General features: G+C 39.7%; 22 protein-coding genes. 15 read left to right on the top strand and 7 right to left on the bottom strand.

Annotation, left to right across the window (positions count from 1 at the left end):
• The first annotated feature begins 110 nt into the window (after positions 1 to 110).
• The 13 genes from FR7_RS00200 to FR7_RS00140 all read left to right on the top strand — a co-directional run bounded on the left by FR7_RS00200 (position 111) and on the right by FR7_RS00140 (position 16,309).
• On the top strand, positions 111 to 1,226 hold the full coding sequence (locus FR7_RS00200) for an ABC transporter ATP-binding protein (protein ID WP_007951165.1): 1,116 nt from the start codon (positions 111 to 113) through the stop codon (positions 1,224 to 1,226).
• Entirely contained in the window at positions 1,219 to 2,874 is a 1,656-nt protein-coding gene (locus tag FR7_RS00195) for an ABC transporter permease (RefSeq protein ID WP_007935916.1), read from the top strand. The genes FR7_RS00200 and FR7_RS00195 overlap by 8 nt, the downstream gene beginning before the upstream one ends.
• Positions 2,875 to 2,929: 55 nt before the next feature.
• A complete protein-coding gene (locus FR7_RS00190; protein ID WP_007935915.1) occupies positions 2,930 to 4,630 on the top strand; it encodes a sensor histidine kinase in 1,701 nt (566 codons plus the stop codon).
• 48 nt (positions 4,631 to 4,678) lie between these two features.
• The gene (locus tag FR7_RS00185) at positions 4,679 to 5,485 is read left to right on the top strand and encodes a response regulator transcription factor (protein WP_007935914.1); all 807 of its coding nucleotides are present in this window, start codon (positions 4,679 to 4,681) and stop codon (positions 5,483 to 5,485) included.
• A gap of 17 nt (positions 5,486 to 5,502) precedes the next feature.
• Positions 5,503 to 6,321, top strand: coding sequence for a Cof-type HAD-IIB family hydrolase (locus FR7_RS00180; RefSeq protein WP_007935912.1), 819 nt, complete (start codon positions 5,503 to 5,505; stop codon positions 6,319 to 6,321).
• A 127-nt stretch (positions 6,322 to 6,448) separates the two neighbouring features.
• Positions 6,449 to 7,024 (top strand): GDSL-type esterase/lipase family protein, encoded by a 576-nt coding sequence (locus FR7_RS00175; RefSeq protein WP_007935910.1) that lies wholly within the window; start codon positions 6,449 to 6,451, stop codon positions 7,022 to 7,024.
• A 522-nt stretch (positions 7,025 to 7,546) separates the two neighbouring features.
• A complete protein-coding gene (locus tag FR7_RS00170) occupies positions 7,547 to 8,887 on the top strand; it encodes an MFS transporter (RefSeq protein WP_007951161.1) in 1,341 nt (446 codons plus the stop codon).
• Positions 8,888 to 9,156: 269 nt separating this feature from the next.
• Complete coding sequence (locus FR7_RS00165; RefSeq protein WP_007935901.1) at positions 9,157 to 11,073, top strand: sigma-54-dependent Fis family transcriptional regulator; 1,917 nt, start codon at positions 9,157 to 9,159, stop codon at positions 11,071 to 11,073.
• A gap of 341 nt (positions 11,074 to 11,414) precedes the next feature.
• Positions 11,415 to 12,407: a PdxA family dehydrogenase gene (locus tag FR7_RS00160; protein ID WP_007935900.1), complete on the top strand. Its 993-nt coding sequence runs from the start codon at positions 11,415 to 11,417 to the stop codon at positions 12,405 to 12,407.
• A gap of 110 nt (positions 12,408 to 12,517) precedes the next feature.
• Positions 12,518 to 13,579 (top strand): zinc-dependent alcohol dehydrogenase, encoded by a 1,062-nt coding sequence (locus tag FR7_RS00155; RefSeq protein WP_007935899.1) that lies wholly within the window; start codon positions 12,518 to 12,520, stop codon positions 13,577 to 13,579.
• A 29-nt stretch (positions 13,580 to 13,608) separates the two neighbouring features.
• Positions 13,609 to 14,442 carry a transketolase gene (locus tag FR7_RS00150; RefSeq protein WP_007935898.1) on the top strand — a complete coding sequence of 278 codons (834 nt, stop codon included), beginning with the start codon at positions 13,609 to 13,611 and terminating at the stop codon, positions 14,440 to 14,442.
• Positions 14,442 to 15,374: a transketolase family protein gene (locus tag FR7_RS00145; protein WP_007951147.1), complete on the top strand. Its 933-nt coding sequence runs from the start codon at positions 14,442 to 14,444 to the stop codon at positions 15,372 to 15,374. Before FR7_RS00150 ends, FR7_RS00145 begins: the two co-directional genes overlap by 1 nt.
• 23 nt (positions 15,375 to 15,397) lie before the next feature.
• Entirely contained in the window at positions 15,398 to 16,309 is a 912-nt protein-coding gene (locus tag FR7_RS00140) for a sugar phosphate isomerase/epimerase family protein (RefSeq protein ID WP_007935895.1), read from the top strand.
• Positions 16,310 to 16,463: 154 nt separating this feature from the next.
• Here FR7_RS00140 and FR7_RS23035 read toward each other — a convergent pair whose 3' ends face one another.
• Positions 16,464 to 16,652: a hypothetical protein gene (locus tag FR7_RS23035; protein WP_007935893.1), complete on the bottom strand. Its 189-nt coding sequence runs from the start codon at positions 16,650 to 16,652 to the stop codon at positions 16,464 to 16,466.
• 316 nt (positions 16,653 to 16,968) lie between these two features.
• On the opposite strand from FR7_RS23035, the gene FR7_RS00135 reads away from it, so the two are divergent.
• On the top strand, positions 16,969 to 18,114 hold the full coding sequence (locus FR7_RS00135; RefSeq protein ID WP_007951146.1) for a DUF362 domain-containing protein: 1,146 nt from the start codon (positions 16,969 to 16,971) through the stop codon (positions 18,112 to 18,114).
• Between the two features lie 2 nt (positions 18,115 to 18,116).
• On the opposite strand, the gene FR7_RS00130 is transcribed toward FR7_RS00135, so the two are convergent.
• The 5 genes from FR7_RS00130 to dapB form a co-directional block, all read right to left on the bottom strand.
• A complete protein-coding gene (locus tag FR7_RS00130; protein WP_007935891.1) occupies positions 18,117 to 18,689 on the bottom strand; it encodes a DUF2238 domain-containing protein in 573 nt (190 codons plus the stop codon).
• Between the two features lie 320 nt (positions 18,690 to 19,009).
• A complete protein-coding gene (gene lplT, locus FR7_RS00125; RefSeq protein ID WP_007935890.1) occupies positions 19,010 to 20,185 on the bottom strand; it encodes a lysophospholipid transporter LplT in 1,176 nt (391 codons plus the stop codon).
• A complete protein-coding gene (locus FR7_RS00120) occupies positions 20,175 to 22,298 on the bottom strand; it encodes an AMP-binding protein (RefSeq protein ID WP_007935889.1) in 2,124 nt (707 codons plus the stop codon). The genes lplT and FR7_RS00120 overlap by 11 nt, the downstream gene beginning before the upstream one ends.
• A gap of 55 nt (positions 22,299 to 22,353) precedes the next feature.
• Entirely contained in the window at positions 22,354 to 22,932 is a 579-nt protein-coding gene (locus tag FR7_RS00115) for a TetR/AcrR family transcriptional regulator (protein WP_007935888.1), read from the bottom strand.
• Positions 22,933 to 23,375: 443 nt separating this feature from the next.
• Positions 23,376 to 24,194, bottom strand: a complete 819-nt coding sequence (gene dapB, locus FR7_RS00110; RefSeq protein WP_007935885.1) for a 4-hydroxy-tetrahydrodipicolinate reductase — start codon at positions 24,192 to 24,194, stop codon at positions 23,376 to 23,378.
• 224 nt (positions 24,195 to 24,418) lie between these two features.
• On the opposite strand from dapB, the gene FR7_RS24395 reads away from it, so the two are divergent.
• A complete protein-coding gene (locus tag FR7_RS24395; RefSeq protein WP_007935884.1) occupies positions 24,419 to 24,553 on the top strand; it encodes a hypothetical protein in 135 nt (44 codons plus the stop codon).
• Positions 24,554 to 24,776: 223 nt separating this feature from the next.
• Here the strand turns inward: FR7_RS24395 and FR7_RS00105 are convergent, their stop codons facing one another.
• Complete coding sequence (locus FR7_RS00105) at positions 24,777 to 25,748, bottom strand: alpha/beta hydrolase (RefSeq protein WP_007935883.1); 972 nt, start codon at positions 25,746 to 25,748, stop codon at positions 24,777 to 24,779.
• Positions 25,749 to 25,951 lie beyond the last annotated feature (203 nt).

Below are 25,951 nucleotides of genomic sequence, written 5' to 3'. Positions count from 1 at the left end.
GTTGAGCCGTTAATTGATCCGATCATGGTTGTTATACAGCCCACACAAGTTATTTGTTGTGGGCTGTCATTCTATCAAAATGTCCGAAGTTTTAAACGGAGGTTTTATCTATGAGTGTTGCAATTCATATTGACCATGTAATCAAAAGATACGATCAAGTAACGATTATCCCCAATTTATCAGCCCATATCAAAAATGGTGAGTTTTTTACGTTATTGGGACCTTCAGGCTGTGGTAAAACGACGTTACTGAGAATGATTGCAGGATTTAATAGTATTGAGGGAGGAGAAATCAAATTTGATGATTTGGTGATCAATGAGATTCCGACTCATAAACGTAATATTGGTATGGTATTTCAAAGTTATGCCATATTTCCTCATTTAACAGTACGGGAAAATATAGAATATGGTCTAAAACTGCGCCGATTCAACAAGGCAGAGATTAAAACCAAAGTGGATGCTATTTTAAAAGCAGTAAAGATCGAAGAATATCAAGATCGCTTGCCGGAACGACTGTCTGGGGGGCAGCAGCAGCGGGTTGCTTTAGCAAGAGCCATTGTGATCCATCCCAATGTACTGCTTATGGATGAACCCCTTTCCAATTTAGACGCAAAACTTCGCGTAGAAATGCGCAGTGCTATTCGTGAAGTACAAAATCAAGTAGGAATTACCACTGTTTATGTAACTCATGACCAGGAGGAAGCCTTGGCTATTTCCGATAGAATTGCAGTTATGCAAACTGGCGTAATTGAGCAGATTGGAAAACCCCAGTCCATTTATACAAGGCCTTATAATGTATTTGTTTCAACTTTCATCGGCCATTCTAATCTATTTGCCGGCAAAGTAAAAGTCGAAGATCATAAGACCTTTGTTTTGTTTCAGGACGGTTATCAGCTGGAAATGGATAATCTTAGTACAGTAGCAGATGGGCAAGAGGTTATTATTTCTGTTAGACCGGAAGAATTTTCAGTACAAGAAGATGGCATACAATGCACAATTCATAACCGAGTATTTCTTGGTAAATATGTAAATTATACACTTGCTTTTGCTCCTGGTATGGTGATGGAAAATCAATCTGCAACTGAATTTTCGCAAGACTTAGGCCATGCAGAAAAAGTGTTCGAAATTGGTGAGACAATGATTCTTCGGCCTAACAAAGCAAAAATCAATATTTTTACTGCGGACCAAAGGATGAATTTAATCAGGGATGTGAAGCAGTATGAATAAGAAGCTGCTTACCTGGGATTTCTGGACATTCGTTACGATCGCATCTGTTGCTGTATTTGGACTGTTTTTGATGTATCCCTTATTTTCATTGTTTATCAGCAGTTTCCTGGATCCGGCTACAGGGGTTTTTACATTGGAAAATTTCAGAAAGTTTTTTAGTAGAAAATACTACTATCAATCGTTGATCAATAGCATGTGGGTTACTACTTGTGTAACCATTCTATCCATCATGATTGGTACGGCATTAGCCTATTTCATGACGGCATTTAAGGTAAAAGGCAAGGGGGCAGTCGAGGTACTTGTGATTATCTCCATGCTATCGCCCCCCTTTATCGGTGCTTACTCTTGGGTATTGTTAGGCGGGCGAAGCGGTATAATAACGCAGTTTCTTTCTGACTTATTCCAGATGGAATGGCCGTCTATTTATGGTTTTAGCGGCATACTCTTAGTGCTTACATTAAAGCTGTATCCCTTTATTTATTTGTATGTATCCGGGGCGCTGAAAAAGATTGATGCATCCCTGATTGAGGCGGCAGAAAGCCTCGGCTGCAGCGGCATAAAAAAGGTAGCAACGGTGATTATGCCGTTGGTGATGCCTACAATGCTTGCGGGTGCTTTGATGGTTTTTATGAATGCATTAGCTGATTTTGGCACACCCATGCTCATTGGGGAAGGTTTTAACGTTATGCCAGTTATGATTTATTCTGAGTTTATTAATGAAGTGGGTGGGCAAGCCAATTTTGCCGCAGCCATGGCAACCTTAATGGTTATTCTTACGACAACGATTTTCTTATTGCAAAAATACGTGGTAAATAGGAAATCCTTTACCATGAGTTCCCTTAGGCCTATGCAGGCGAAAGGATTGTCAGGATTAAAGAATATAGTTATGCATATCGCTATTTATGGTCTGGTATTGGTATCCATCATCCCGCAAGTTACAGTGATATACACTTCTTTTCTAAAAACAAAGGGTCAAATATTTGTATCGGGCTTTTCTCTGGATAGTTATCGTATCGTTTTTGACAATCTGGCTTTAGCAATTACCAATACCTATGTGTATTCCTTTGTTGCCATTTCGCTGATTGTTTTCTTCGGTATGCTTGTTGCTTACATCACGACACGACGGAAGAGCTGGCTTACTGATATTATCGATACTCTTACCATGTTTCCTTATATTATTCCTGGATCGGTACTGGGCATCACTTTGCTCCTGGCATTTAATGAGGCCCCCCTCATCTTATCAGGAACGGCAACGATTATCATTGTTTCTTTGGTCATTAGGCGCCTGCCTTATACCTTGCGTTCAAGCTCAGCCATTTTGTATCAAATCAGTCCAAGTGTGGAGGAAGCATCCATTAGTCTTGGTGCATCACCATTAAAGACTTTCTTCAAAATTACTGCGGTAATGATGATACCAGGAGTGTTATCCGGGGCGATTTTAAGTTGGATTACCTGTATTAATGAATTAAGTTCATCAGTCATCTTGTATACCGGCGGAACGAAGACAATGTCCGTGGCTATTTATACAGAAGTGATTCGTGCAAGTTATGGTACGGCAGCAGCACTGTCTACCATTCTAACGCTGACTACAGTCATTGGGCTGCTTTTATTCTTTAAAGTTTCCGGCAGCAGAGATATTAGTTTATAATAGAAAATGTAAACACTTGTATGGTCGTAGTTGATATAGAGGATCGGGGTGAAACATGAGTAGAAAAGTGAACCACTTGAAGGATGAATTACGGCGAACTTTTACCATTTATGCACTAATCCCGATTTTTATTATTTCGATTATCGTATTTATACTTGCTTTTGCGTATTGGAATACCAATGTGCTGGAACGCAATCACAATCGATTGAATGCTATTTGTGATATGATGAGTACAATGATTTCTAATTATTTAGATAACGCCAATGACATTGCCGGTCTTTGTGATATGAATGTGCTGCGTGATAACAAAACTGCAAAGGCAGAAATGTATGAAAAATTATATCAATATACCAGTATGATAGGTGTACACACGGATTTTTATATTTTTGATACACAGATGAATCGATTAGTTTCAAATCAAATACAAGATCCGGAATTTGCCGAGTTGGCAAGGACTGCAGATTGGGGCGTTATAGGGCAGATCAAGAGAAAGCCAATGGAACCAATCTTTACTTTTGCGAATTCAATTCACCGTTTTGACTCCCAGATGGATCTTATCATTGGTAAAGCCATACTGGAAGAAGGCAAGATCACTGGCTATGTTCTCTTTGTTGTGCCGGCCGCACAAATTCTAAGTGCGATGACGAATCCTGACGTGCATATTGTTGTAAAGGATCGTTATGACTATATGCCAATTTGTACAGATGATTTTTTTGGTGCTGCTATGAACAAAATGAAACCTGAATTTCAGCACGCCAATGGATATTTTTCTTTTGCAGATACAAAGTATTATAGCAGCAAAAAAGCAATTCTAGACGGAGAATTAACGGTGTATGCGTTTACTTCTATCGGCGGTATCGTCAGTCAGCTGGTGAATGCAGTGATGATTCTCATTGGGGTATTAATTATATTATCCCTGTCCATTGTTATCAGTGTAAAAAAGCAAGTGGAAGAAAAGACAAAAATGATAGATCAGCTTGTGGAAGCATTTTCGGCAGTGAAACAGGGGAATCTGGATATGCGGCTTTCTATCAATACGAATAATGAATTTGAAATTATCGGTGAGGCTTATAATCGAATGCTTTTCAGTCTCAAAGAGCTTATGCAAACCAATCATGAAAAGGCACGAGCAACGGTTATTTCTGAAATTAAACAGCTTGAGTCACAATTTAATCCTCATTTTTTATTTAATACATTAGAAAATATCAAATTTATGATTAAGTTAGACCCTGCTGCCGCGAATAAAATGATTATTGCCTTGTCGAATATATTGCGCTACAGCATTAGTACCAGCAGCAGCGAGGTAACCATTCAGGAAGATATGGAATATACTCAAAGTTATCTTGATATTCAGAAATATCGATTTGGCAATCGGCTGAATTATATTCTCCATATACCAGAAGAGCTAAATCATTGCAGCGTTCCTAAATTGCTGATTCAACCTATTATCGAAAATGCAATAAAATATGGTTTTCACGATTGCCAGCATATGCTGGTGGAAATTGAAATAAAGATGATTGAGAACACACTTGTGCTTACGATTACTAATAATGGTACTGCAATTGATGAACAGTCTCTTAATGAGATTCGAGCGATGCTGATATCACCTGCAAATGTTTCGCAGCATTCAGGACTATATAATGTCAATCGGCGGATTCAGTTGATGTATGGTGATTCTTATGGGTTGGAAATTGTCAGCAGTTATTGTGAAGGAACGATCGTAAAAATTGTTTTGCCCATTCATAAAAAACAATAAATGACGGTTACCGCTTTTTTTGGCTGAAATAAAAGGAGGTAAACTCATATGCTCAAGGTATTGATTGTCGAGGATGAAGAAATTATACGCCGAGGACTTGTTTACACAATTGACTGGCTGAGCATGGATTGTATGGTGGTGGGCGCAGCAGAGAATGGTAAAGAAGGACTTGCTATGTTAGAGCAATATGAAATCGATCTGGTCATTGCAGACATCATTATGCCCCACATGAATGGCATCGAAATGTTGGAAAAGGCCAAAAGTATGGAGATTAAGCCATTTAAAAGTATCATTTTGACAAGCTATGCCAATTTTGATTATGCGCGTAAGTCAGTACATCTGCAGGTATCAGATTATTTGCTTAAACCTGTAGATGAAGATGAACTGAAAAATACAATCAAGAGAATCAAGGACAGTATGGAAGAAGCCAAAGCTTATTCTAATATTATTGCGCTTACCAAGAAACGGGATATTAGTAAACTTGTAGATTGGGATGTATATCTAAATGGAGATACCCTTAAAAACAGTTATGTTGCACAGGCTCTTTATAAAATTCGTGATCATTATCATGAGAAGATCAGTATTGATTCGATTGCCGATGAATTAGATGTAAGTGCCAGTTATTTAAGTCGTAAGTTTAAAGAAGCAACATCACAGACTTTTTTAGAATTATTGACACGTTATCGTATTCAAAAGGCGATCGGTCTATTAAAAAAAGGGACTCATCGGGTATATGAAGTTTCTAATTTGACAGGCTTTAGTGATTATAAGCATTTTTGCGCAGTATTTAAGAAATATACAAAAACCACTCCTACAGAATTTGTTAAGCATAGTGGCTGTATTATTCATAAATAGTGGAAGGAGCTGAAATTTTGAAACTATATCGGGATTTTATTCTTATTTCAGATTTGGATGGAACCCTTGCCAACAGTGAACACAAGGTTTCAGAAAAAAACAAGAAAGCCATTGCCTATTTTGTAGAGCAAGGCGGACACTTTTCTATAGCAACAGGACGCACGCAAAAAAATTTAGTACCTTACATGACAGATCTTATTATCAATGCACCATGTATTCTTTATAATGGCGGGGCACTTTTTTCCTGGCAGGAGCAGCGCTTTATAAAAACAATGCAGATGAAAAGCAATGATGTAAGCGATTTCCTAAGATGTTGTATACTGTCATTTCCACAAATGTGCATTGAAGTTTTTACTGAAGAGCAACTCTATGTGGTTACTGATCCTGTCAATATTGATGAGCATATGAAACGAGAGAAACAGGAGTTTGTTTATGCCCAAATTGATGATATTTTGGAACAATCATGGATTAAGATTATCCTTTGTGACAGCCATGAACATTTACTCGCTTGTCGGAATTTATTAGCCGAATTTCATTTGGAAAATAAAACGAATCAGTTTTTTTCTGCTGTTACTTATTTAGAGATTGTTGGTAAGCATGTTTCGAAAGGAAATATGCTTGGTGAATTGCTGAATATGGAAGCATATCGTTTTAAAAAAGTAATTGCTGTGGGCGATTTTGAAAATGATGTTGAAATGCTGCGGCGTGCTGATTGTGGAGTTGCGCCCGCTAACGCCCAAGAAGATGTAAAAAAGATTGCAGATTGTGTTGCTGTAAGTAATGATGATGATGTAATCCATGATATTATTTATCGTATTGTGCCAACACTGTTGTAAAGATCTTTAAGAGACTGGGCAGAGTGGTGAGAAATAGTGAATTACTTAGCCGGATAAAGAGGAACATTATCTTGTTTCGTTAAATATAGTAGTATGAACGAACATAGATAGGATGGGATGAAATCACATGGAACATATAGAGAGTAAAATAGTTGCCATTGGTGACTCCATAACCTATGGTTTCCCCTATACATCGGAAGGTTCCTGGTTTAACCTGGCAGCAAAGCAGCTAAACATAGAGCATATGAATAAAGGAATCAATGGTGATACCACCGATGGCATGCTGGAGCGCTTTTATAAGGATGTTTTACGTCAAAAGCTGTCCCATGTTATCATTATGGGCGGTACGAATGATGCTTACGCTGGGATAGCTGTTGACGAAGTGATAAACAATCTTCAAACTATGGCAGAACTGGCGGTAGATAATACGATAACTCCAATCTTTGGTCTGCCCATTCCTTGTAATGATGTGGATGCAGAAAGCCTGCTTGGGCAGTATCGAGAGCAAATACGTCAATATGCTGGGGCGAATACTATTGGGATCATTGATTTTTATGGAGCAATGGTAGATGAGGGCAGCGGCAGGATAAAAGAAGGGCTGCATTCTGACGGTATACATCCAAATGCAGCTGGATATAAGGTAATGGCTGGTGTGGCTGTTGACTTCTTTACGGAAATGAAAATACTTTTGATTGACAGATAGATTGTGCAGGAATGAAAAGGACAAGGAGTACTGATGATGGTACTCCTTGTCCTTTTCTATGAGCAAAACGTAGTTGCTGCAAATAGCTGTACGAGTCTTAATTCGTATGGACGAAAATGGTATGGAACGAAATGCAATAAAATGAAATGAAATGAGACAAACAGAAAAGTGAGCGGTTAAAAAAAACGAATGAATGAAACTTTGCAGTAAATTTTCCCCAAATATAAAAATATTTTTACTGCACAGTGCTTATGTTTATGAGTCAGCCCCCTGAGGAAATAAAAGATTAATTGCAATTCTGGCATAAGAATTGCAATTAATCTTTTTTGAGACGGTAAAGAAAAAAAATTACAAGGAGTGAAATCCTACAGTGTAAAATGCTGCAAAATTTATGGGCGGGACAGAAATCAACTGAGGTTGATAAGGAGGGATTCATTGTTGATAGCATAAGCAACTAGTTCCTAAAAGAGCTTACAGCAATGTTTGTGATGGCGGTTTGCAAGAAGACCGAATGGAGCTACTATGGTAGGAGGAGGAGATTTTAAAATGTCAGAAAAACCAACGAAAGTAAGATATATTGTCCTTTTTGTAGTATGTTTAGTATATTTAATTACATATCTTGATCGTGTGGCAATTTCGGTTGCGGCACCATTAATGATGAAAGATTTTGGCATCAATAAACTTGAGTGGGGTCTTGTATTATCCGTATTTTCATGGACGTATGCATCCTTTCAGATTCCGATTGGACTCCTTGGCGACAAACTGGGCGCTCGAAAGGTTCTTGCGGCAATCGTATGTTTTTGGTCGCTAATGACGGTGGCTACAGCCATGGTATGGAATTTCACGTCGCTGGTAGTAGTAAGACTATTGTTTGGTGTAGGGGAAGCAGGGGCATTCCCTACCGCAACTAGAGCATTTGCTCATTGGATGCCTTCTACCGAACGTGGTTTTGCCCAAGGATTTACTCATGGTGCAGCAAGATTTGGCGGTGCGATTACCCCTCTAATTGTTGCTATAATTATGAATGCTTGGGGTTGGCAGTCCGTATTTTATATCTTTGCGGCTATTGGTTTAGCATGGGCTGGATTTTGGTATTTTTGGTATCGTGACAAACCTAGCGAATATAAAGAAAGATGGGGCTCTATTAATCAAGCTGAGATGGATCTTATTGATGGAGGAAAATCTGCTAAGAAGGCTCCTCCGAAACTGCCATTTAGAACTCTTTTGAAAAGTAAGAATATGTGGTTTCTTAGCTTAAGTTATCCTACCTATTGTTATACTGTCTGGATCTTTATGACTTGGCTGCCTGCTTTTCTCGTGGAAGCAAAGGGGTTTAGTATTATTAAAATGGGTATTTTCGCTAGTTTGCCGTTGCTAGCGGGAACGGTTGGCGATACTCTGGGAGGTTGGCTGTCCGATAAAATCTGGAAGAAAACTGGAAATGGTAAATTTGCTCGTCGGGTAGTGGCTATGTCGGGTATGTTAATAGCAGCGGCCTTTATGATACCTGGTGCAATGGCTGATAATGCGAATATGGCGGTATTTTATCTGGCCTGTTCACTATTTGGTTTAGAAATGGCAGTAGGTGTTTACTGGGCTGTATGCCTGGATGTAGGACATGAGTACGCAGGGACGGTATCGGGGATGATGAATACCATAGGCAATGTTGGATCTGCTTTATCGCCCCTAGTGTTTGGTGCGATTCTTCAATTTACTGGTTTGTGGGTATATCCGTTTCTTGTTGCTAGTACAATTTTGGTCATTGGTGCCCTGCTTTGGCTGAAGGTTAACCCGGAACTTTCTATAGTTGAAGAACTAGGCTTGGATAAGCTTGAAGAAGAAAAACAGGCTAAAGCCCAGTAGGCGACTTTACGCCCTATTCATTACAAGAGCAAATACTTAAAAGTGAATGTCATTAGCATTCACTTTTAAGTATTTGCTCTTGAGAATTTCATTATTTTCGGGACTGACATTTGAGATTGCTCATACCGAGATTAAATGTGCAGGTGTAATGTTGAAATTTGCCGAATATTTCAACAATAATATGAAAATATAGGATAATTACTCTGCTGTGAGAATTTTATAGGGGTGTAGGAGTTTCTTTCAATGATAAATATAAGGGGTGGTGCAGTATGGGGAAAATCATCTTTTTTATTCCTAGGCTTCAGGATGCAGCATTGGTAGAAGAAATTTTTAATAAAGAAAACAATAGTAAGTGGACGTTAGAAGTTTGTTTTGCCAAAGGCGTTCGTCAAATTTCCCAGAGAAAGATTCAGGCTGATGTCGTTATTGCCAGAGGTCTTACTGGCTATGCTGCCAAGCGGTTATTGCATGATACACCAGTTATTGAGCTGCCGATTACCGCGTATGATATTTTAAGAGCTGTAATAGACTGTCGCAAAGCGTTTGGAGTACAGAAAATTGCCATTGTCGGTTCACCTGATATGGTCTGTAATGTGAATACAATCAAAGAGATTAGTGGTATGGAAATAGAGATTCTTCTGATTGAAGATGAGGCGGACGGGGAACGCAAAATCTCTGAAGCTAGGCTGCGTGGCGTTACGACAGTTATCGGCGGAGGCACAGCCACTTCTATCGCTGAATCATTTGGACTTCATACGATGATGATAAATTCTGGTGAAGAAGGCATATACCAAGCGCTGCGGGAGGCAATACGAGTTGCCCTTGTCCGGCATCAGGAGCAAGAGCGGGCAGAACAGTTCCGAATGATTTTAGAGTATTCTATAGAAGGAATTATTGCTGTTGATGCGGCAGGTAAGATCAGCGTGATCAATCAGTCAGCTGCTGAAATGACAGGTGTTGAAATTTCTAATATAGGTCAGATGGCTGAAAAATTAGTGCCTCAATTTCAGATGGAAAGAGTATTAAAGAGTGGAAAGGCTGAACTTGGGATCTTTAAAAAGGTGGGAGGTAAGCAAGTTGCTATTAATTGTGTTCCCATTGTTATAAAGGAAGAAATGGTTGGTGCTGTGGCAACATTCCGGCCTTTAAGTGCCATACAAGAACTTGAGGGCAGATTCCGCACAAAACTGCACCGAAAAGGTTTGGTTGCCAAGTTGAGTTTTTCAGATATTATTACGGATAATTCTCTGATGACAGAAACGATCCATCTTGCTCAAGAGTTTAGCGGAGTTGATTCAAATGTACTCATTCTGGGAGATACAGGCGTGGGGAAAGAAGTGTTTGCCCAGAGCATACATAATGCGAGTAAGAGGCAATATGGACCATTTGTTGCTGTGAATTGTGCAGCCCTTCCAGAAAATTTGTTGGAAAGCGAGCTTTTCGGCTATGTGGATGGTGCATTTACGGGAGCGTCTCGAACAGGAAAGATGGGCTTATTTGAGCAGGCCCATCAAGGTACTATTTTTTTGGATGAGGTTGGTGAAATATCTCCTAATATTCAGGCTCGGCTACTGCGTGTGCTTCAAGAACGTGAAGTTATGAGAATTGGAGACGACCGGGTAATACCTGTAGATGTTAGGGTAGTGGCGGCAACCAATCGAAATTTAAAGAAAGCAATGCAGGATGGTGGCTTCCGGCCGGATTTATTCTATCGTTTGAATGTTTTAAAGTTGGAAATCCCTCCGTTACGTCATCGACCAGAAGATATATTGAAACTATTAAATTGTTTTATGGCTGATTATGCTCAACGTTTTCAAAGACCAACGAAAAAGTTAACCCAAGCAGCTTGTGAATTGCTAAAACAATATGAGTGGCCGGGAAATGTGCGGGAATTGAAGAATATTGCAGAGCGGCTCATTGTATTGCGTATACAAGATAGTGAATGTATAGATGAAAGAAATATGAGAGACATATTGTCATTGCCAAGTGAAGATACGATTAAATGCCCGAATCAATCCATCAGGAATAGTGGTACATTTAGTCAGCGAAAACGAGCTGCACAGGCCGAAAAGATTGAGAAAGTTCTTCAAGAAACAAATTTTGATCTTGATAAAGCGGCGCAGTTACTGGGGATTAGTCGAACGACATTATGGCGGAGGCAAAAAGAAACTTTCGCCAAAATATGAAATTTTTTATAAGTATCAGATTCCTAGGGGAAAGTGAAGATATACGCTTTTTCCCCCTAGGATGTTTTTATTTCAAAAGATGAATAGGGTTGCAAATGTACGATTGAAGAAAATGGATGAAGTTCTAATAATTGAAAGAAAATGAAATACTTCGCAAAAATATGAAATAAAGTGAAATTTATATTCCTATCGTTGAAATTATCATTCATATAAAATAGGCATAATGTGCGGAATTTAGGGCAGGATGCAGGGGCAAATAAGCTGTTGAAAACAAGAAAAAACCTTGGCATGTTTATTGCAATGTATATTTGTCAGAGGTTAAAGAACAAGGGGGATACATGATGAAGCCCATATTAGGGATAACACTCGGAGAGGCTGCAGGAATTGGCCCTGAACTTATTGCAAAGCTGGCTGCTAATGATCGATTGAGGCCTTATTGCCGCCCTGTACTTATCGGGGATGCGCGAGTCTTGGAGTTGGGGAAAAAAATTGCAAATGTGAAGTTTCCAGTGGCTATTGTTGAGAATGTATCAGCAATTGACTGGGACGGACCTATTTCCATTCTGGATCAAAAGAACTTTGATCCGACTTATTTGGAAATGGGAAAGATTAATGTGCCTTCTGGAAAAGTGACTGGCGATACGTTGGTGACGGCTCTTCATTTGCTGGATAAGAGAGAGATTCAAGGCATGGTGTTCGCGCCGCTGAATAAGCAGGCGTTCATTTTGGGAGGGTATGATTACGAAGATGAGCATGCCTTGTTTCGTGAATTTTTCAAATGGGAGAAGCCTGCCGGGATTATGAATGTGCTGGACAAGCTATGGACATTTCGAGTTACCTGCCATATACCGATCAGTGAAGTAGCATGTAGTTTGAATAAAGAAAATATATTGAGCGCAATTCAGTTAGCGGATGCTACGTTGCGGCTTGCCGGATATGAACTTCCACGAATTGGTGTGGCGGCATTAAATCCTCATGCTGGTGAAGGTGGATTATGCGGCAGCGAAGAGGTGACTATTATTCAGCCGGCCATCGCAGCGGCGCGTGCTGAGGGCATTGAGGCATTGGGACCTTTTTCAGCAGATACCATCTTTATCGCTGCATTTAAGGGAGATTATGATGCTGTTCTTACGATGTACCATGATCAAGGACAAATTGCTACGAAATTGATCGGTTTTGATATCGGGGTCACTGTTGCTGCCGGACTGCCTTACCCTATTACTACACCGGAACATGGGACAGCGTTTGATATTGCCGGCAAAGGGATAGCGAAAACAGATGCAACAGAGCAGGCAATTATCATTGCTGCAAAAATGGCCGGCTGGCGGGGCTGAAAAAGATTAGGGAAGTACTCAAGGAGCCTTATTTTGGAGAGATGACAAAAGGAAAAGTTTATATTGAAACAATAATCCTTGACTAATTGTTTCGTAAAGGAGAGTAAAACATGTTACAGGCGGTCTTAGAAAAGCCAAAGACCATAGTATTCCATGAAATACCCATTCCCGAACCTGGCAAGGATGAGGTGCTGCTAAAAGTAAGCCGAATTGGGATTTGCGGTTCCGATATTCATGTATATCACGGTAAGCATAAATATGCTACATTGCCGGTTGTGCAAGGACATGAAGGTTCCGGAGTTATTGCCAAGGCAGGTTCTGAGGTTTCAGGATTGATGATTGGTGAAAAAGTTACGATTCGTCCGCAGCTTTTTTGCAAAGAGTGTATTATGTGCCGGAAGGGCCGATATAATCTTTGCTTAGATTATAAAGTGATTGGTGTACTTGGCAGTACTACCGGGATGGCCTCTGAGTATTTCCTAATTAAAGCATCCTTAGTTCATAAACTTCCTCAGGGAATAACTCTGGATCAGGGGGCCATGGTAGAACCGGCGGCGGTTGCTGTTCATTCCGTTAAACTAGGTGCGGCACCTGTCGGTAATAAAACGCTAGTCGTAGGGGCGGGTCCTGTGGGGAATCTTGTTGCTCAGGCAGCAAAAGCTTTAGGGGCAGAAAAAGTAATCATTGTTGATATTAGCCAAGAACGTCTGGAACTTGCTAAAAAGTGCGGAGTTGACATCTGTGTTAATTCCAGGGACCGAAGTTTAGCCGACATTATTGCAGAACATTTTGGTTCCGACGGTGCGGATGTGATTCTAGATTGCGCTGGTGCTCCTGTGCTGGTAGAGCAAATGGTGCACGCAGCTCGTCGTGGAACCAACATTGTATTAACAGGAAATTATTATGACAAAGTGCCAGTAGAATTGGGGCTGGTACAGCGGCGGGAAATTAATTTAGTGGGTGTCATGAATTATCTGGCGGAAGATTATGAGGATACCATTCGCTTTATTGCTAGGGGAGATATGAAAGTAGATCCGCTGATCTCCACTTATTTTGATATTAAGGACTACAATGAGGCATATCAGTACATTGATGAAAATATGGCCAAAGTAATGAAGGTGCTAATAAAGGTGGTGATTGATAGAACGCTATTGACTTCTAACCAAGAATAAATTCACATACATATAGGGGGGTATTAAAGATGGCATTAACTGCGGAAAAAGTCAGTCAATTAGAAGAAATTACTAAGAAAATGCGTATTGATATTATTGAGACATTGTATAAGGTGCAAACAGGTCACCCTGGTGGATCATTGTCAGCTGTTGAAATCATGACAACACTTTATTTTAATCATATGCGGGTGGATTGCACTACACCAGGTTGTCCTGACAGAGATCGGTTCATTGCCTCCAAAGGACATTGTGCACCGGTTGTTTATACGACGCTTGCTTGTAAAGGGTATTTTCCAGAAGAAGAACTTGGCAGTCTGCGCCAGCTAGGTTGTATGCTGCAGGGACATCCTGATATGAAACGGATACCGGGAGTTGACTTATCAACTGGTTCCTTGGGATTAGGTCTTTCTGTTGGTGTTGGTTTGGCCTCAGCGGCTAAATTGGACAAAAAGGACTATAATACCTATGTACTCTTAGGCGATGGTGAACTGCAGGAAGGGCAAAACTGGGAAGCGTTCATGGCAGGTGCTAAATATAAATTAAATAACTTGATTGCCATTGTTGATTATAATGGTGTTCAGCTCGATGGTACAGTGGATGATGTCATGCCGTTAGGAAATCTACGCAAGAAATTTGAAGCTTTTGACTGGCATGTTATTGAGTGTGATGGTCATGACTTAGTAGCTTTAGATAAAGCTTTTACTGCTGCAAAACAAGAGGCCGGCATGCCATCAGTGATTATTGCGAAAACCATCAAAGGTAAAGGGGTTTCCTTCATGGAAGGCAAAAATACATGGCATGGCAAAGCCATTGGCAAGCAAGAATATGAAACAGCCATTGCAGAATTGGGAGGTAGCATATAATGAAAGCAATGAGAGAAGCATACGGCGAAGCTTTAGCAGAATTGGGAAAAATCAATCCTCAAGTGGTAACTTTAGATGCGGATGTATCTGGTTCTACCCGTTCAGCCTTGTTTGGTCAAGCCTTTCCTGATCGGTTTTTCAACGTGGGAATTGCCGAAGGCAATATGGCAGCAATGGCTGCAGGCTTTGCTTTGGCAGATAAAATACCCTTTATCAACACCTTTGCCTTTTTAATGGCAGTGAGAGCCACAGACCCTATTCGCAGTCTTATTGCTTATAATAAGCTCAACGTTAAAGTGGTTGGTGCGTATGGCGGTTTTTCAGATTCCTACGATGGTGGCAGCCACCAGGCAATAGAAGACGTAGCCATCATGCGCTCTCTTCCTAATCTTAAGGTAATTGTGCCAGCGGATGAGTATGCAGCTAGAGCCTCAGTTACGGCGGTTGCGGAATATATTGGCCCCGTATATTTACGATTAAGCAGAGCAGAAGTCCCCCCAGTGTATAACGCAGCTCATTGTCCTTTTTCTATTGGTAAAGGCAATGTCTTGGCAGAGGGGAAAAATGTGACCATTATTGCTAACGGCTATATGGTTCATCGGGCAATGGAAGCTAGAAAAATACTGCTATCAGAGGGAATTGTCGCTGAAGTAATTGATATGCACACTATTAAGCCCATTGATAGCGAACTAGTGATTCAATCGGCGGCAAAAACTGGCGCAGTAGTTAGTGTGGAAGAAGCTACTGTCATTGGTGGTCTTGGCTCAGCAGTAGCAGAGGTACTAGTAGAAAATAAACCTGTACCTATGGAATTGGTAGGCGTTAAGGATGTATTTGGTGAGTCAGGTGATTATAATGAATTGCTGGCGAAACACGGACTGGATACTCCATCCATAGTGGAAGCTGTACGTCGTGTAATTGCTAAGAAATAATAGGATTAAGGAGGTATTTATCCATGAATGAATCAATACGTCAATATATGAGAATCGGTCTAATCCACTTTATGGCTTATCCTGCTGTAATAAAAGGGGAAGGTCCTATTGAGGAAACCTTTAAAAAAATTGCCATTGATGATTACTTTGAGGTTGCGGAAATTACTTGGATGAAAGATAAAGAAGTTAGGAAAAATGTCAAAAAAATGATTGAAACTTCTCATATGATTGTCACATATGGTGGTCAGCCGCGCCTTCTTACCACTGGTCTTAATATTAATAATATTGATGAAGCTGGACGTTTAGCAGCCTTGGCTTCTCTTAAGGAAGGCATTGATGAAGCTTATGAAATGGGGGCAAAAGGTTTTGCTTTCTTGAGTGGTAATTATACAGAAGAGAAAAAAGAGGAAGCTTACCAAGCTCTTCTTGCATCCACAAAAGAATTATGCCGTTATGCCAAAGAAAAGGGCAGTATGTCAGTGGTACTAGAAGTATTTGACTATGATGTTGATAAAAAATCACTGATTGGACCTGTAGCTTTGGCTAAAAGATATGCTGAAGATATGAGAGCCGAATATGATAATTTTGGCTTGATGGTAGATTTAAGTCATTTACCGTTGCTTCATGAATCTGCTCAAGAATCCCTGATTCCAATTAAAGAGTATATCTTCCACGCTCATATGGGTAATTGTGTGGTAAAAGATTCATCATTGCCTGCTTACGGCGATGCTCATCCTCGTTTCGGTTTTCCAGGCGGTGAGAATGATGTTGATGAGCTGGTAGAATATCTAAGAGTGCTGATGGATATTGGTTTTATCAGCAAAGAAAAACGACCAATCGTTAGCTTTGAAGTAAAACCTTTCGGTGATGAAGATCCTGATCTTGTGGTCGCTAATGCTAAGAGAGTTCTAAATCTAGCTTGGGAAAAGGTATAATATAGGATTCCAGTAATAGGAATTGTTTTTTAACGTATTCAAAAGGTTCTAGACTAAGAGAACTAAAATGACGCAAAATATGCGACGGCTATGATCTATAGCTACTGGTCGCAGATTTTGCGTCATTTTAATAGTAAGGATAAGAAGACATTCTTTAACAGCTTTCATATCGTTCGATGGAATCGTTATAAACCTGTGATACTTGAAATGTATTCACGGCTTCATCCGATTTAACCTCGATGCTGTTTCGTTGCTGACAAACACTAATATTCCTGGAATAAATAGCTTTCATTAGCCTTACAGGAACCGCCAGGAGCATCAGAATTTTGCATACTGGACGCATAATCCCAAATCCTTTCTATAATATCTTCTAGTTTACATAATAGATATTTTATCATATAAACGAATTATTTTCACTATATAATAAATGGTATGATATAGAAGTATTGATATTGGTAATCTTTTTACCAAAATAGACAACGGGGATGGGACATAAATCATGAATAAATATTTGATCTAATTTGTAAAAAACTGTATAATCTAGTTAAATTTAAAATAGGTGAACTAAATTATGTAAAAGTTGGATTGATGATAGAGTACTGAGAGGAATTTGAAATTATTTAGTGAGAAATGTTTATACATTATGATTGGAGAGGAAAATGGAAATAGTCAGTATTGCCCAATCGAAAAGCTACAAGCAGGAAGAAGTAGAAAAGGCGGTTTATGATTGCCTGGATGGAATTCCTGGAATTAAAGGCAGGCTAAAAAACGGAGCCAGGGTTTTGGTTAAGGTCAACTTATTAAAGAAAAATGCTCCAGTAGATGCGGTGACCACTCATCCGGCAGTTGTCGAGGCGATCGTCAGGTATCTTCAAGGATTAGGGTGCAGCGTCATTATAGGGGATAGCCCGGGCGGCCCCTATAATGTAAAACGATTGATCAGCATTTATAAAGCTACTGGGATGACGAAAGTCTCAGAAAATACCGGCTGTGAATTAAATTATGATACGTCAGCTGTTGCTATTCTGAATGAAAAGGCACAGAAATTGAAGCAAATGCAAATCATAAAAATTGCGGAAGAGGTTGATTTCATTGTATCGGCAGCCAAATTTAAGACACATGGAATGATGCTTTATACTGGAGGGGTAAAAAATTTATTTGGCGTTATCCCCGGGCTAACAAAAGCTGAATATCATTTTAAAATGAATAATGCGGAAAATTTTGCTCATCATCTCATTGATATATGTGAGTATATTAAACCTGTTTTTACAATCATTGACGCAATCGAAGGCATGGAAGGGGATGGGCCTTCTGCAGGGGAAAAAAGACAGGTTGGATTGCTTCTGGCGTCTGAGAATCCTTATGCATTGGATACAGTAGGAGCTCATATCATGGGAATGCGGCCCTTGCAAGTTCCGACTGTAAAAGTTGCAAAGGAAAGAGGCCTTTTCAGCGGAGAGCTTAAAGAACTGTCAGTTAGAGGGCTGCAGTTAGAAGATATACACATACCTCCTTTTAAATTGCCTGGCTCTTTAGGTAAAAGCTTGGTAAGCGGAAAGGTTCCCCGATTTGTTGAAGAGTTCTTAATCAATGCATTGCGGGCACAACCCGTATTTAACTATAATCGTTGCATTTCCTGTGGTGAGTGTGCTAGGGGATGTCCTGCCAAGATCATTGATATGAGTTCTGGTAAGCCAATATTAGATCTCAATCAATGTATAAGTTGTTTTTGCTGCCACGAATTATGCCCCAAGAGAGCCGTTACTATAAAAAAACATTGGCTGCATAGACTAGTATTTAGATAATTTTAAAAGTTATGATTCATAAAAGTCCGATACGTTCCATGGATGGCAGCGATCATTGCTCCGATTAAATCGCCGATCAAATCCAGGTTCGTGTCCAGCAGACTGGGCTGGCTAACGGGAGTTGGATGTGAGATGGTATCGGTAAGAAATTCTAGAATCTCATAGAAAGCTCCAAGACTAAGTCCCAGGGACAGAATAAAGATGAATTTAAATGGGCGGCTTAGGGGATGCCGAAGTAATTGAACTGCTAAGATATAGGCAAATAGGGAGACGGAATAGGAGCCAAATATATGCAGGAGTTTATCGAAAGTGAAGGACGTTTGATAAAAATCTAAATAACTGCCGAAAAAACTATCGCACAGTAGGGAGAGAATGGCGATACCTCTCACATAGGTATTCATATAAAAACCGTATCTAGCTTCTAGAAAGGTATATAACATCCAAAACGATGTAGTTGTCATAATGCTTCGCGCATAGCTGGATTGGCCTAGATTATTCAATTGAAAAATGAGTACAAGTTGAATGGCTAAGAACAGTATGCTTACTTTCAGTAAGGTTGATTTATCTTTTATCATAGAGATCTCCTGCTTTTCAAATTTAATGAAGTAGAGGGGGGCTTTAGACTGCTGGCACATTTTAGTATGCCCAAGAATAATTCTTTAATTGCGTGATAGTCGTTTTTCTCATGTAGTATTAAAAGATTCCCTCCGTATCTAGTACCTTGTCAGCTTTAAAACGGTAGGATTATGGCGAGGCTATTTTTCGCAGCACAAGGCGGAGGAGGGAAGCATACCGGGAGTATGCCGACCGACGACAACGAAGGGGTGCGGAAAATAGACCGTCAGTATTCACTGATTTAGGGCTGATAAGGTACTAGTATACGGAGGGAATCTTTTTAGTCAGCATCAGCTTTTTTATAGGTTAGTACAATCAAGTAGGCAACAAAAGCCAGTAAGACGATGCCGGCAGCAGCCAGTGAAGTATGAATGGATACGCCTAATTTTAAAGCAAGAGTATAGGCCCCTACCCCGAGAAACATAAAACTATTTTCCACGAAATTTTGGATGGCGATAGTCTTGCCTGCTCCTATGGTTTGATGACCGACATGCTGCAGACACGCATTCATAGGAACGATAAAGATGCCTCCCATACAGCCGATTAAGAGTAAAAAGATAATGGCGATGGGTAAGGTCGTAACCCATAAGAATGCTAGAATGCAAAGTCCCATACCCAAACCATACCATGCAGTGCGCTGATACTCTTTCACGGTAACGAGATAAGGGGTAATTACTGCTCCTATGGCTATGCCAATGCCGGTAACGGCAATAATCATACTAATATTTATCCCGCTGCGAATGCCAAGGATAAGGGGCACCCATGCAAAGATAATCATCCGTAAGACCGCTGATGCCATCCAGAATGAGCCGGTACCAATCAGGGAAAAATGGCTTTGTTTATCACGAAACAAGGCTATTGCATCGCCAGCAAATTCGGTAATCGCGTTACGATATTGAATGCTTCTGTTGCCGGGATCTTTTGGTATGAGTGTATTTACGCCAATGGATAGTAGATAAAGCGCGATACAGGTTATCAATGACAGCACAATGGAGATATCGGATAAATACCCCCCTGCAACAGAGCCTGTAAGAATGGCTACTATAGTATAGCTTTCTAAGCTGGAGTTTGCCCGCAGGAGGGCATCCTCTCCTCTTGCCAGAAAGGGCAGGATACCATATTTCGCGGGACTATAAATGACAGCACCGATACCTACCACGCCGTAGCTCAATGCGGGATCGCATTTTGCAAGGAGAAGGAGTATTCCCAATGTCTTTATGACATTGCCCACCATTAATACTTGAGATTTTGCTTTCTTATCCGCAAACCTGCCAACCCAGGGAGATAAAACAATATAAGATAATAAAAAAGTGCTTTGTACGAGAGGCAGATAATAGCCAGGATAGCCGTCTCTATGGATAATTCCCAAGGCAATGAATAAGATCATGTTATCAACAAAGGCAGATATAAATTGAGCTAAGAATAAGGCGTTGAGGGGCGAAAGCTTAAGACGCACCGTTTTCCAGCTCCTTTGCGGCTATTTCTTTTAGGGCTACATAGTCAATCTTGCCGCTTCCCAGCAAGGGTAAGGTATCGACGACTCGCAATGCGGTTGGCATAACGAGCATGCTTTGTCCGCTCTGACTGATGTATTCCCGCAGCAGCTGTTTAGTTGCATCTTTATGGAGTGTGTACAAAATGATCTTTTCACCTTTTTTTGTATCTGAAATATTGATTGCTGCATTTTTATCAGTAGCAAAGCAGCTTTCGGCAACTTTTTCAACAGCATCCAAGCTAATCATTTCGCCGGAAATTTTCGCGAAGCGTTTTAAGCGTGATTTTATGGTTATAAAACCTTCCTTATCAATGGCAACGACATCGCCGCAATTATACCATTCTTCTGAAGGTACAAAGCCTTTGCCATGCAATAGGTAGCCTTTCATGGCATTCGGTCCTTTTACGAAGAGGTTTCCACCTTCTTCGATGCCTTCTACGGCTTCCAATCGCCATTCAATGCCTGGAAGAATTTTACCGACAGTTCCGCGGCGATTAAACATAGGCGTATTGAAACTAAGCACTGGGGACATTTCTGTGGTTCCGTAGCCTTCAAAAATACGTATGCCAAACTTTTCATTCCACAGATTGCGCACATCATCTTTTAATTTTTCGCCGCCGGCCAAAACAAATCGTACATTATAAAAGTCATAGTTATGAGCATATCTTCCATATCCCATCAGAAAAGTCGGCGTTCCTAATAAGATAGTAACATTTCGGTCATAGGCAATTTCAGGAATAATTTTATAGTGGAGGGGACTGGGATACAAGAATACTTCCATTCCTTCCATAATGGGCAGCAGCGTTCCTGCCGTCAGGCCAAAAGAGTGAAACATGGGCAGCGCATTCAGCATTTTATCTCGGTGGGTATAATCAATTACGCAAGAAATCTGATGAATGTTAGCCCGGATACTGGAATGGGCCAATACAACCCCTTTGGGCTTGCTTTCACTGCCGCTGGTAAAGAGTATGATCTCTCTATTGCCAATGGGAGATGCTTTTTTTCTTACAAAGTAGCTGAACAAGCCTGATAGTTTATCAGTACCTGATAGGGTACTTTTCAAATCCTCGAGATAAAGGATAGTAAATTTAGCAGCCAATTGACTGACATAGGATTGAAAATTAGCTTTTTCCACAAAGGTACGAGAGGTAAGTATGGTTTTGATTCCCGCTGTTTCTCCACAGTCTAAATTGTTTTGTATACCTGCGCTAAAGTTTAGAATTGCAGGCGTTTTATTTGCGTAACATAAGGCAAACAGTGTAACGACATGACCGATCGAATTGGGTAATAAAACTCCAACTCTTTCGTCTGATGCAAGAGCTGTACGAAATGCACTTGCCAATACATAGCTGCTGATAATCGTTTTACGATAGGTAATCTTTCCGCTGCTATCCTCTGCCATCATCTTATTCATGCCGTGAGTCTTGCCTGCCAGCAATAATTCATTAAATAAATTGATTTCAATCTGCGTATATTCTTTAGCTTTGAACATGGTATTTTCCAAAATTGTACGAATTTTGTCACCAATTTCCCGTTTCTGCAGTCGGATGCTTTTACTCCCGCCGGATTCCAGATGAATGACTTTGTCAGCATACATCAATACTTCTGGGAACCATTTTGAGCGTACTTTATCCTGAATTCGTGAGAATTTGGAATACTCTAACCCTGAGAAGATCACCGGATAAATTGCTGCATTGGTCCGAAAGGCGATAAATCCGATGCCGCTATAGATCTTCATTAAACTTCCTGTACGGGTAATACGTCCTTCAGGAAAGATGACTAAAGGCTTTCCTGCTTTTAATACGGCCAGGATTTTCTTTAAAGAGTAAGGGTTTAAAGGATCAATTTTAATATGATTAATAAATTGGAGATAAAAGCGCAGCTTTTCTGCAATATCTGTATTAATTACGTAGCAAATAGTACTGGGCAAATAAGCATATAAGAATACTGCATCTAAAAAAGATACATGATTGGGTAGTACAATCGTAGGACCGTCAAAGCGCATCTCCTTAAAGCCGATTACTTTTGCTTTAAAGAGTAAGCGAAGTAGAATTCTCAATAAATATCTCAGCATTGTTTTTGCTCCCTGTCATTTATTCTTTATATTATGAATAGCCATGGCTCATTTTTTACTCTCTTGAAAACAAATTACGCACGATTTCAATGACGTTCTTTTTCAGTGTCTGTATATCCGGCAGATTTTCATGAAAATAGGGATATTGAGCTAAGGGCTGTAACATGACTCCTGAATAGACTGCGATCCACAAGTAAACTTCTTGTCTGTGAATCTCTCCAGCGGAGATTCCTTCTTCTACGATACATTTCATGATGAAATGAGGCTTAATTTCGTTACTTAAAGAATCCCAGAAATAATATTGGGATAACAAAGCAAAACGAATTTCAGCAGGATACATCTCGTATAGATCATAGGTATACTCCACTATTTTACAAAGCTTATCAATGGAACTAAGAGGCTGAGCTTTTAAGACAAGCAGACGCTCAGAGTAATTTTTGATAATGGCGTTAAAAATATATAAAGCTAAATCTTCTTTGCCTTTAAAGTGCTTATACAAGGCAGCTTCAGAGACTCCTGCTGTTTTGGCAATATCTCTTACGGAAACACCATCATATCCTTTAGCTGCAAATAAATCCAATGCTGATTTTATAAGATCTTTTTTTTTGCCGTCGTGGGAAAACAGTGTATTCATCTCAATCACTCCACAAAGTTAACGTTCGTTAACTGAATTATAAAATAGTTGTATTTTACTGTCAATCCCTTCTTTTCCGATATGGAATATGTCATTACTAGTTTGATCCTCATTATTTATGATATGTAAGATTTCTACGATATATAATATAGAAGTAATCAATTGTATCATGGATAAGAACTAGCATACCGGTAAGATTGCAAAAAACTCCTATAAAAATTCGTGTACGAATTTTTATAGGAGTTTTTTGAGCAATACCTGACCTAAAGGTAGGTTCTGTGATCGTATTATTTTTTTACTGGCTTTCTAGGTGCCTGTTTGTCAATAAAAAACTTTGTACTTTTCTCTGCGGTTTTAATGTTCTTATAGCTGCTTTTAGGGGATACCTTTCCCATACAATCACCTCCATAGAATCAATCTACTACGATAGTATAGCAGATTTTCTATGCTAAATTCAAAATATTCATATCTTCCATCATTTTGCGCAGGGCTATGATTTGTCTTTTCTGTTCTCTTTCTTGTTCAAAAACATCGCTCATTTCATAAAAGCCTGTTTTTCCCATCAGAAATTGAGATACTTTGTAAGCGCCTTGGGCAAAGGCTTTTTTGGAGTAGGATTGATGAGAGATTTCAATAGAGTCATATTCTCCGCAGATGATAACTTTATGCTTCCCAATAATACCGCCTGCCCGAACGGCATGAGTGGGGATCTCATCATTACGATCCAGAACCTCTTGTATTTTCAGAGCAATTTTCTTAGCAGTTCCTGATGGACTGTCTTTTTTCTGCTTATGGTGCTCTTCGTAAATTTCAAAATCATAGGAGTTCATTAACTCCGCTGCTATTTCAGTCATCAACATTAATACATTAACGCCATATGTAATATTCGGTGCCAAGACAACACCAATATTACCTTTTTGTGCTACATTTTTTATTTTTTCTATTTCTGCAGAATCATAGTCAGTTACTGCTGTAACTACGCTTACGCCGCATTTTTCTAAGATGTGAATGTTATCGGTTAAAAAGTTTGCGCGTGAAAAATCAATAAGAATATCTGGTTTATATTGAAATAGCTTTCTTTCTAAATGGTCGCTGGTTTCGATCATAATTCCTGTATCATTACGATCCAATATCTCCCCAAGATCCTTATTAGCATTAGTACTATTTGGTCTACACAATACCATGCTAAGCACATTCTGCGAAAGAAGATATTCTGCCACAACTTTCCCTGTTCTACCCAATCCTACTAATGCGATTTTCACCTTATTCGCCCCCCATGTAATATACTAACAACCTTATAATAACATTAAGTTGTCAGTTAGTCAAACAATATACTTTAAATTCTATAAATGTTAATAAATGGATAATGAAGCTTCGAAGAATTTTATAAGAACATGTTAATATTTTCTTATAAGGGATAGTATTGTCATATTGTTGTCATAGGTTTGTGTGATAATGAGAATATCGTAAGACTGGAGGTGAAAATATGATGCATGGAAATCCTGCAATTGGCATTGCTTTTGGCATAGCCCATGTTGTTGCAGCGGGAGGCTTTTTCTATCTGCTATACCATATATCAAAGTCATTAAGACGCATTGCAAACCACTTAGATAAACAATAAAAAGAAGCCTCAGCTAGTAGAGGCTTCTTTTTTACTATATCAGAAAGTATAAGTTTTTAGATAAAACATTGTAATCGCGAAGATACGAAACCGCTAGCGCGGACACGAAGGACACAAAGAAGAATCGTTATAAAAAACTTCATAATTCTTCGCACTCTTCGCGTCTTCGTGTTTCAACGTGCTTTTTCTCTATGTTTTATTTAAAGGACGCGCAGCGTCTTTCTTATTTTGTCGCTGTTTTAATAAAATGGGTAATGACATCCCGGTATTCGGCTTTGCTGTCAAAAATGGCCATGGCATGCCCTGTGTCAGGGAAGGTATGGATTTGGCGATAACCTTTGGTAGCGGCATATAACTGATGGGACATACTCACAGGAACAAGAGGATCTGTCTCACCATGTAGATACAAGATGGGTGTGGTAACGGTTTCAACCGCGTGGATAGGAGATACATCTTCATAAAAAAAACGATTTTGGATATAGGCTACTGCACTGGAATATTTTAATAAGGTTTTGATCCATAGGGGATTATGAGAATTTACGGCAGCACCAATTTGTTTGGTTAGCAAGTCTTCTAAGTTGCTATAAGCGCTGTCGATAATATAAAAATCTACTTGTTTAGAGGATTCATTGAGCTCGGCTTGCATAAGTGCTGTCGCTGCTCCCATGGAGATTCCATGTACGCCAATGACTCCCTTTGGATGCTCGCTGGCCACCCATTTCACCCATGCCTCAAGATCGTATTTTTCATAGAATCCCCATGTTGTGGAGGTTCCGCCGCTTTCGCCATGGGCTCTTGAGTCATAGATTAACACATTGTAGCCCTGATCCAGGTAGATATTCACATACCATAAGCTCATTAAGCGGTTGGAAGCAATACCGTGTACGATAATGACCGTCTTATTAGAAGGATCTGCATAAGGTAAGTAGGTTCCTTTTAAGTAGTAGCCAAAAGGCGATTGAATATTGGTGGAGTACCAATGCTTTGTTTGAAGACCTCTTTGCAGGCGGGATTTGAGTGGATTGAATCTCTCTAAGCTGGTGCGGGTATTTAATACGCAGAATTCTTTATAAAAAACCGCACCAGCGAATAGACCAGCTACATTTATGACAACGATGAGAACAATGATAAATACTAACAGCACTTGCCAATGAATTTTGCGTTTATATGTTTTTAATGCAGTATCTTCATACATGTTGCAGCCTCCAGTGATGTATACTATCCAATGATAAGATAATAGACGTTATGTTTTTGTTAAAAAGAATACCAAAGAATAAAACCTCCGATGACGTGGAGGTTTTTTTAGGTTTAAACAGAATAAGTAAACGTATAGATTGTACGGACGAGAAAAAGTTGACTTGAGGTGAAGTGTTAAGGCATCTAGAGTCAGAGGTGAAC

The organism is Pelosinus fermentans DSM 17108 (assembly GCF_000271485.2).
Classification (GTDB): Bacteria; Bacillota; Negativicutes; order DSM-13327; family DSM-13327; genus Pelosinus; species Pelosinus fermentans.
The sequence above is the reverse complement of the archived record's forward strand: the minus strand, read 5'-3'. Positions and strand labels throughout refer to the sequence as shown.

Bases quoted from the DNA above. Each gene is read 5' to 3' on its own strand.
- FR7_RS00200 (WP_007951165.1), top strand. From the start codon at position 111: ATGAGTGTTGCAATTCATATTGACCATGTAATCAAAAGATACGATCAA.
- FR7_RS00195 (WP_007935916.1), top strand. From the start codon at position 1,219: ATGAATAAGAAGCTGCTTACCTGGGATTTCTGGACATTCGTTACGATC.
- FR7_RS00190 (WP_007935915.1), top strand. From the start codon at position 2,930: ATGAGTAGAAAAGTGAACCACTTGAAGGATGAATTACGGCGAACTTTT.
- FR7_RS00185 (WP_007935914.1), top strand. From the start codon at position 4,679: ATGCTCAAGGTATTGATTGTCGAGGATGAAGAAATTATACGCCGAGGA.
- FR7_RS00175 (WP_007935910.1), top strand. From the start codon at position 6,449: ATGGAACATATAGAGAGTAAAATAGTTGCCATTGGTGACTCCATAACC.
- FR7_RS00170 (WP_007951161.1), top strand. From the start codon at position 7,547: ATGGTAGGAGGAGGAGATTTTAAAATGTCAGAAAAACCAACGAAAGTA.
- FR7_RS00165 (WP_007935901.1), top strand. From the start codon at position 9,157: ATGGGGAAAATCATCTTTTTTATTCCTAGGCTTCAGGATGCAGCATTG.
- FR7_RS00160 (WP_007935900.1), top strand. From the start codon at position 11,415: ATGAAGCCCATATTAGGGATAACACTCGGAGAGGCTGCAGGAATTGGC.
- FR7_RS00155 (WP_007935899.1), top strand. From the start codon at position 12,518: ATGTTACAGGCGGTCTTAGAAAAGCCAAAGACCATAGTATTCCATGAA.
- FR7_RS00150 (WP_007935898.1), top strand. From the start codon at position 13,609: ATGGCATTAACTGCGGAAAAAGTCAGTCAATTAGAAGAAATTACTAAG.
- FR7_RS00145 (WP_007951147.1), top strand. From the start codon at position 14,442: ATGAAAGCAATGAGAGAAGCATACGGCGAAGCTTTAGCAGAATTGGGA.
- FR7_RS00140 (WP_007935895.1), top strand. From the start codon at position 15,398: ATGAATGAATCAATACGTCAATATATGAGAATCGGTCTAATCCACTTT.
- FR7_RS23035 (WP_007935893.1), bottom strand. From the start codon at position 16,652: ATGCGTCCAGTATGCAAAATTCTGATGCTCCTGGCGGTTCCTGTAAGG.
- FR7_RS00135 (WP_007951146.1), top strand. From the start codon at position 16,969: ATGGAAATAGTCAGTATTGCCCAATCGAAAAGCTACAAGCAGGAAGAA.
- FR7_RS00130 (WP_007935891.1), bottom strand. From the start codon at position 18,689: ATGATAAAAGATAAATCAACCTTACTGAAAGTAAGCATACTGTTCTTA.
- FR7_RS00120 (WP_007935889.1), bottom strand. From the start codon at position 22,298: ATGCTGAGATATTTATTGAGAATTCTACTTCGCTTACTCTTTAAAGCA.
- FR7_RS00115 (WP_007935888.1), bottom strand. From the start codon at position 22,932: ATGAATACACTGTTTTCCCACGACGGCAAAAAAAAAGATCTTATAAAA.
- FR7_RS24395 (WP_007935884.1), top strand. From the start codon at position 24,419: ATGATGCATGGAAATCCTGCAATTGGCATTGCTTTTGGCATAGCCCAT.
- FR7_RS00105 (WP_007935883.1), bottom strand. From the start codon at position 25,748: ATGTATGAAGATACTGCATTAAAAACATATAAACGCAAAATTCATTGG.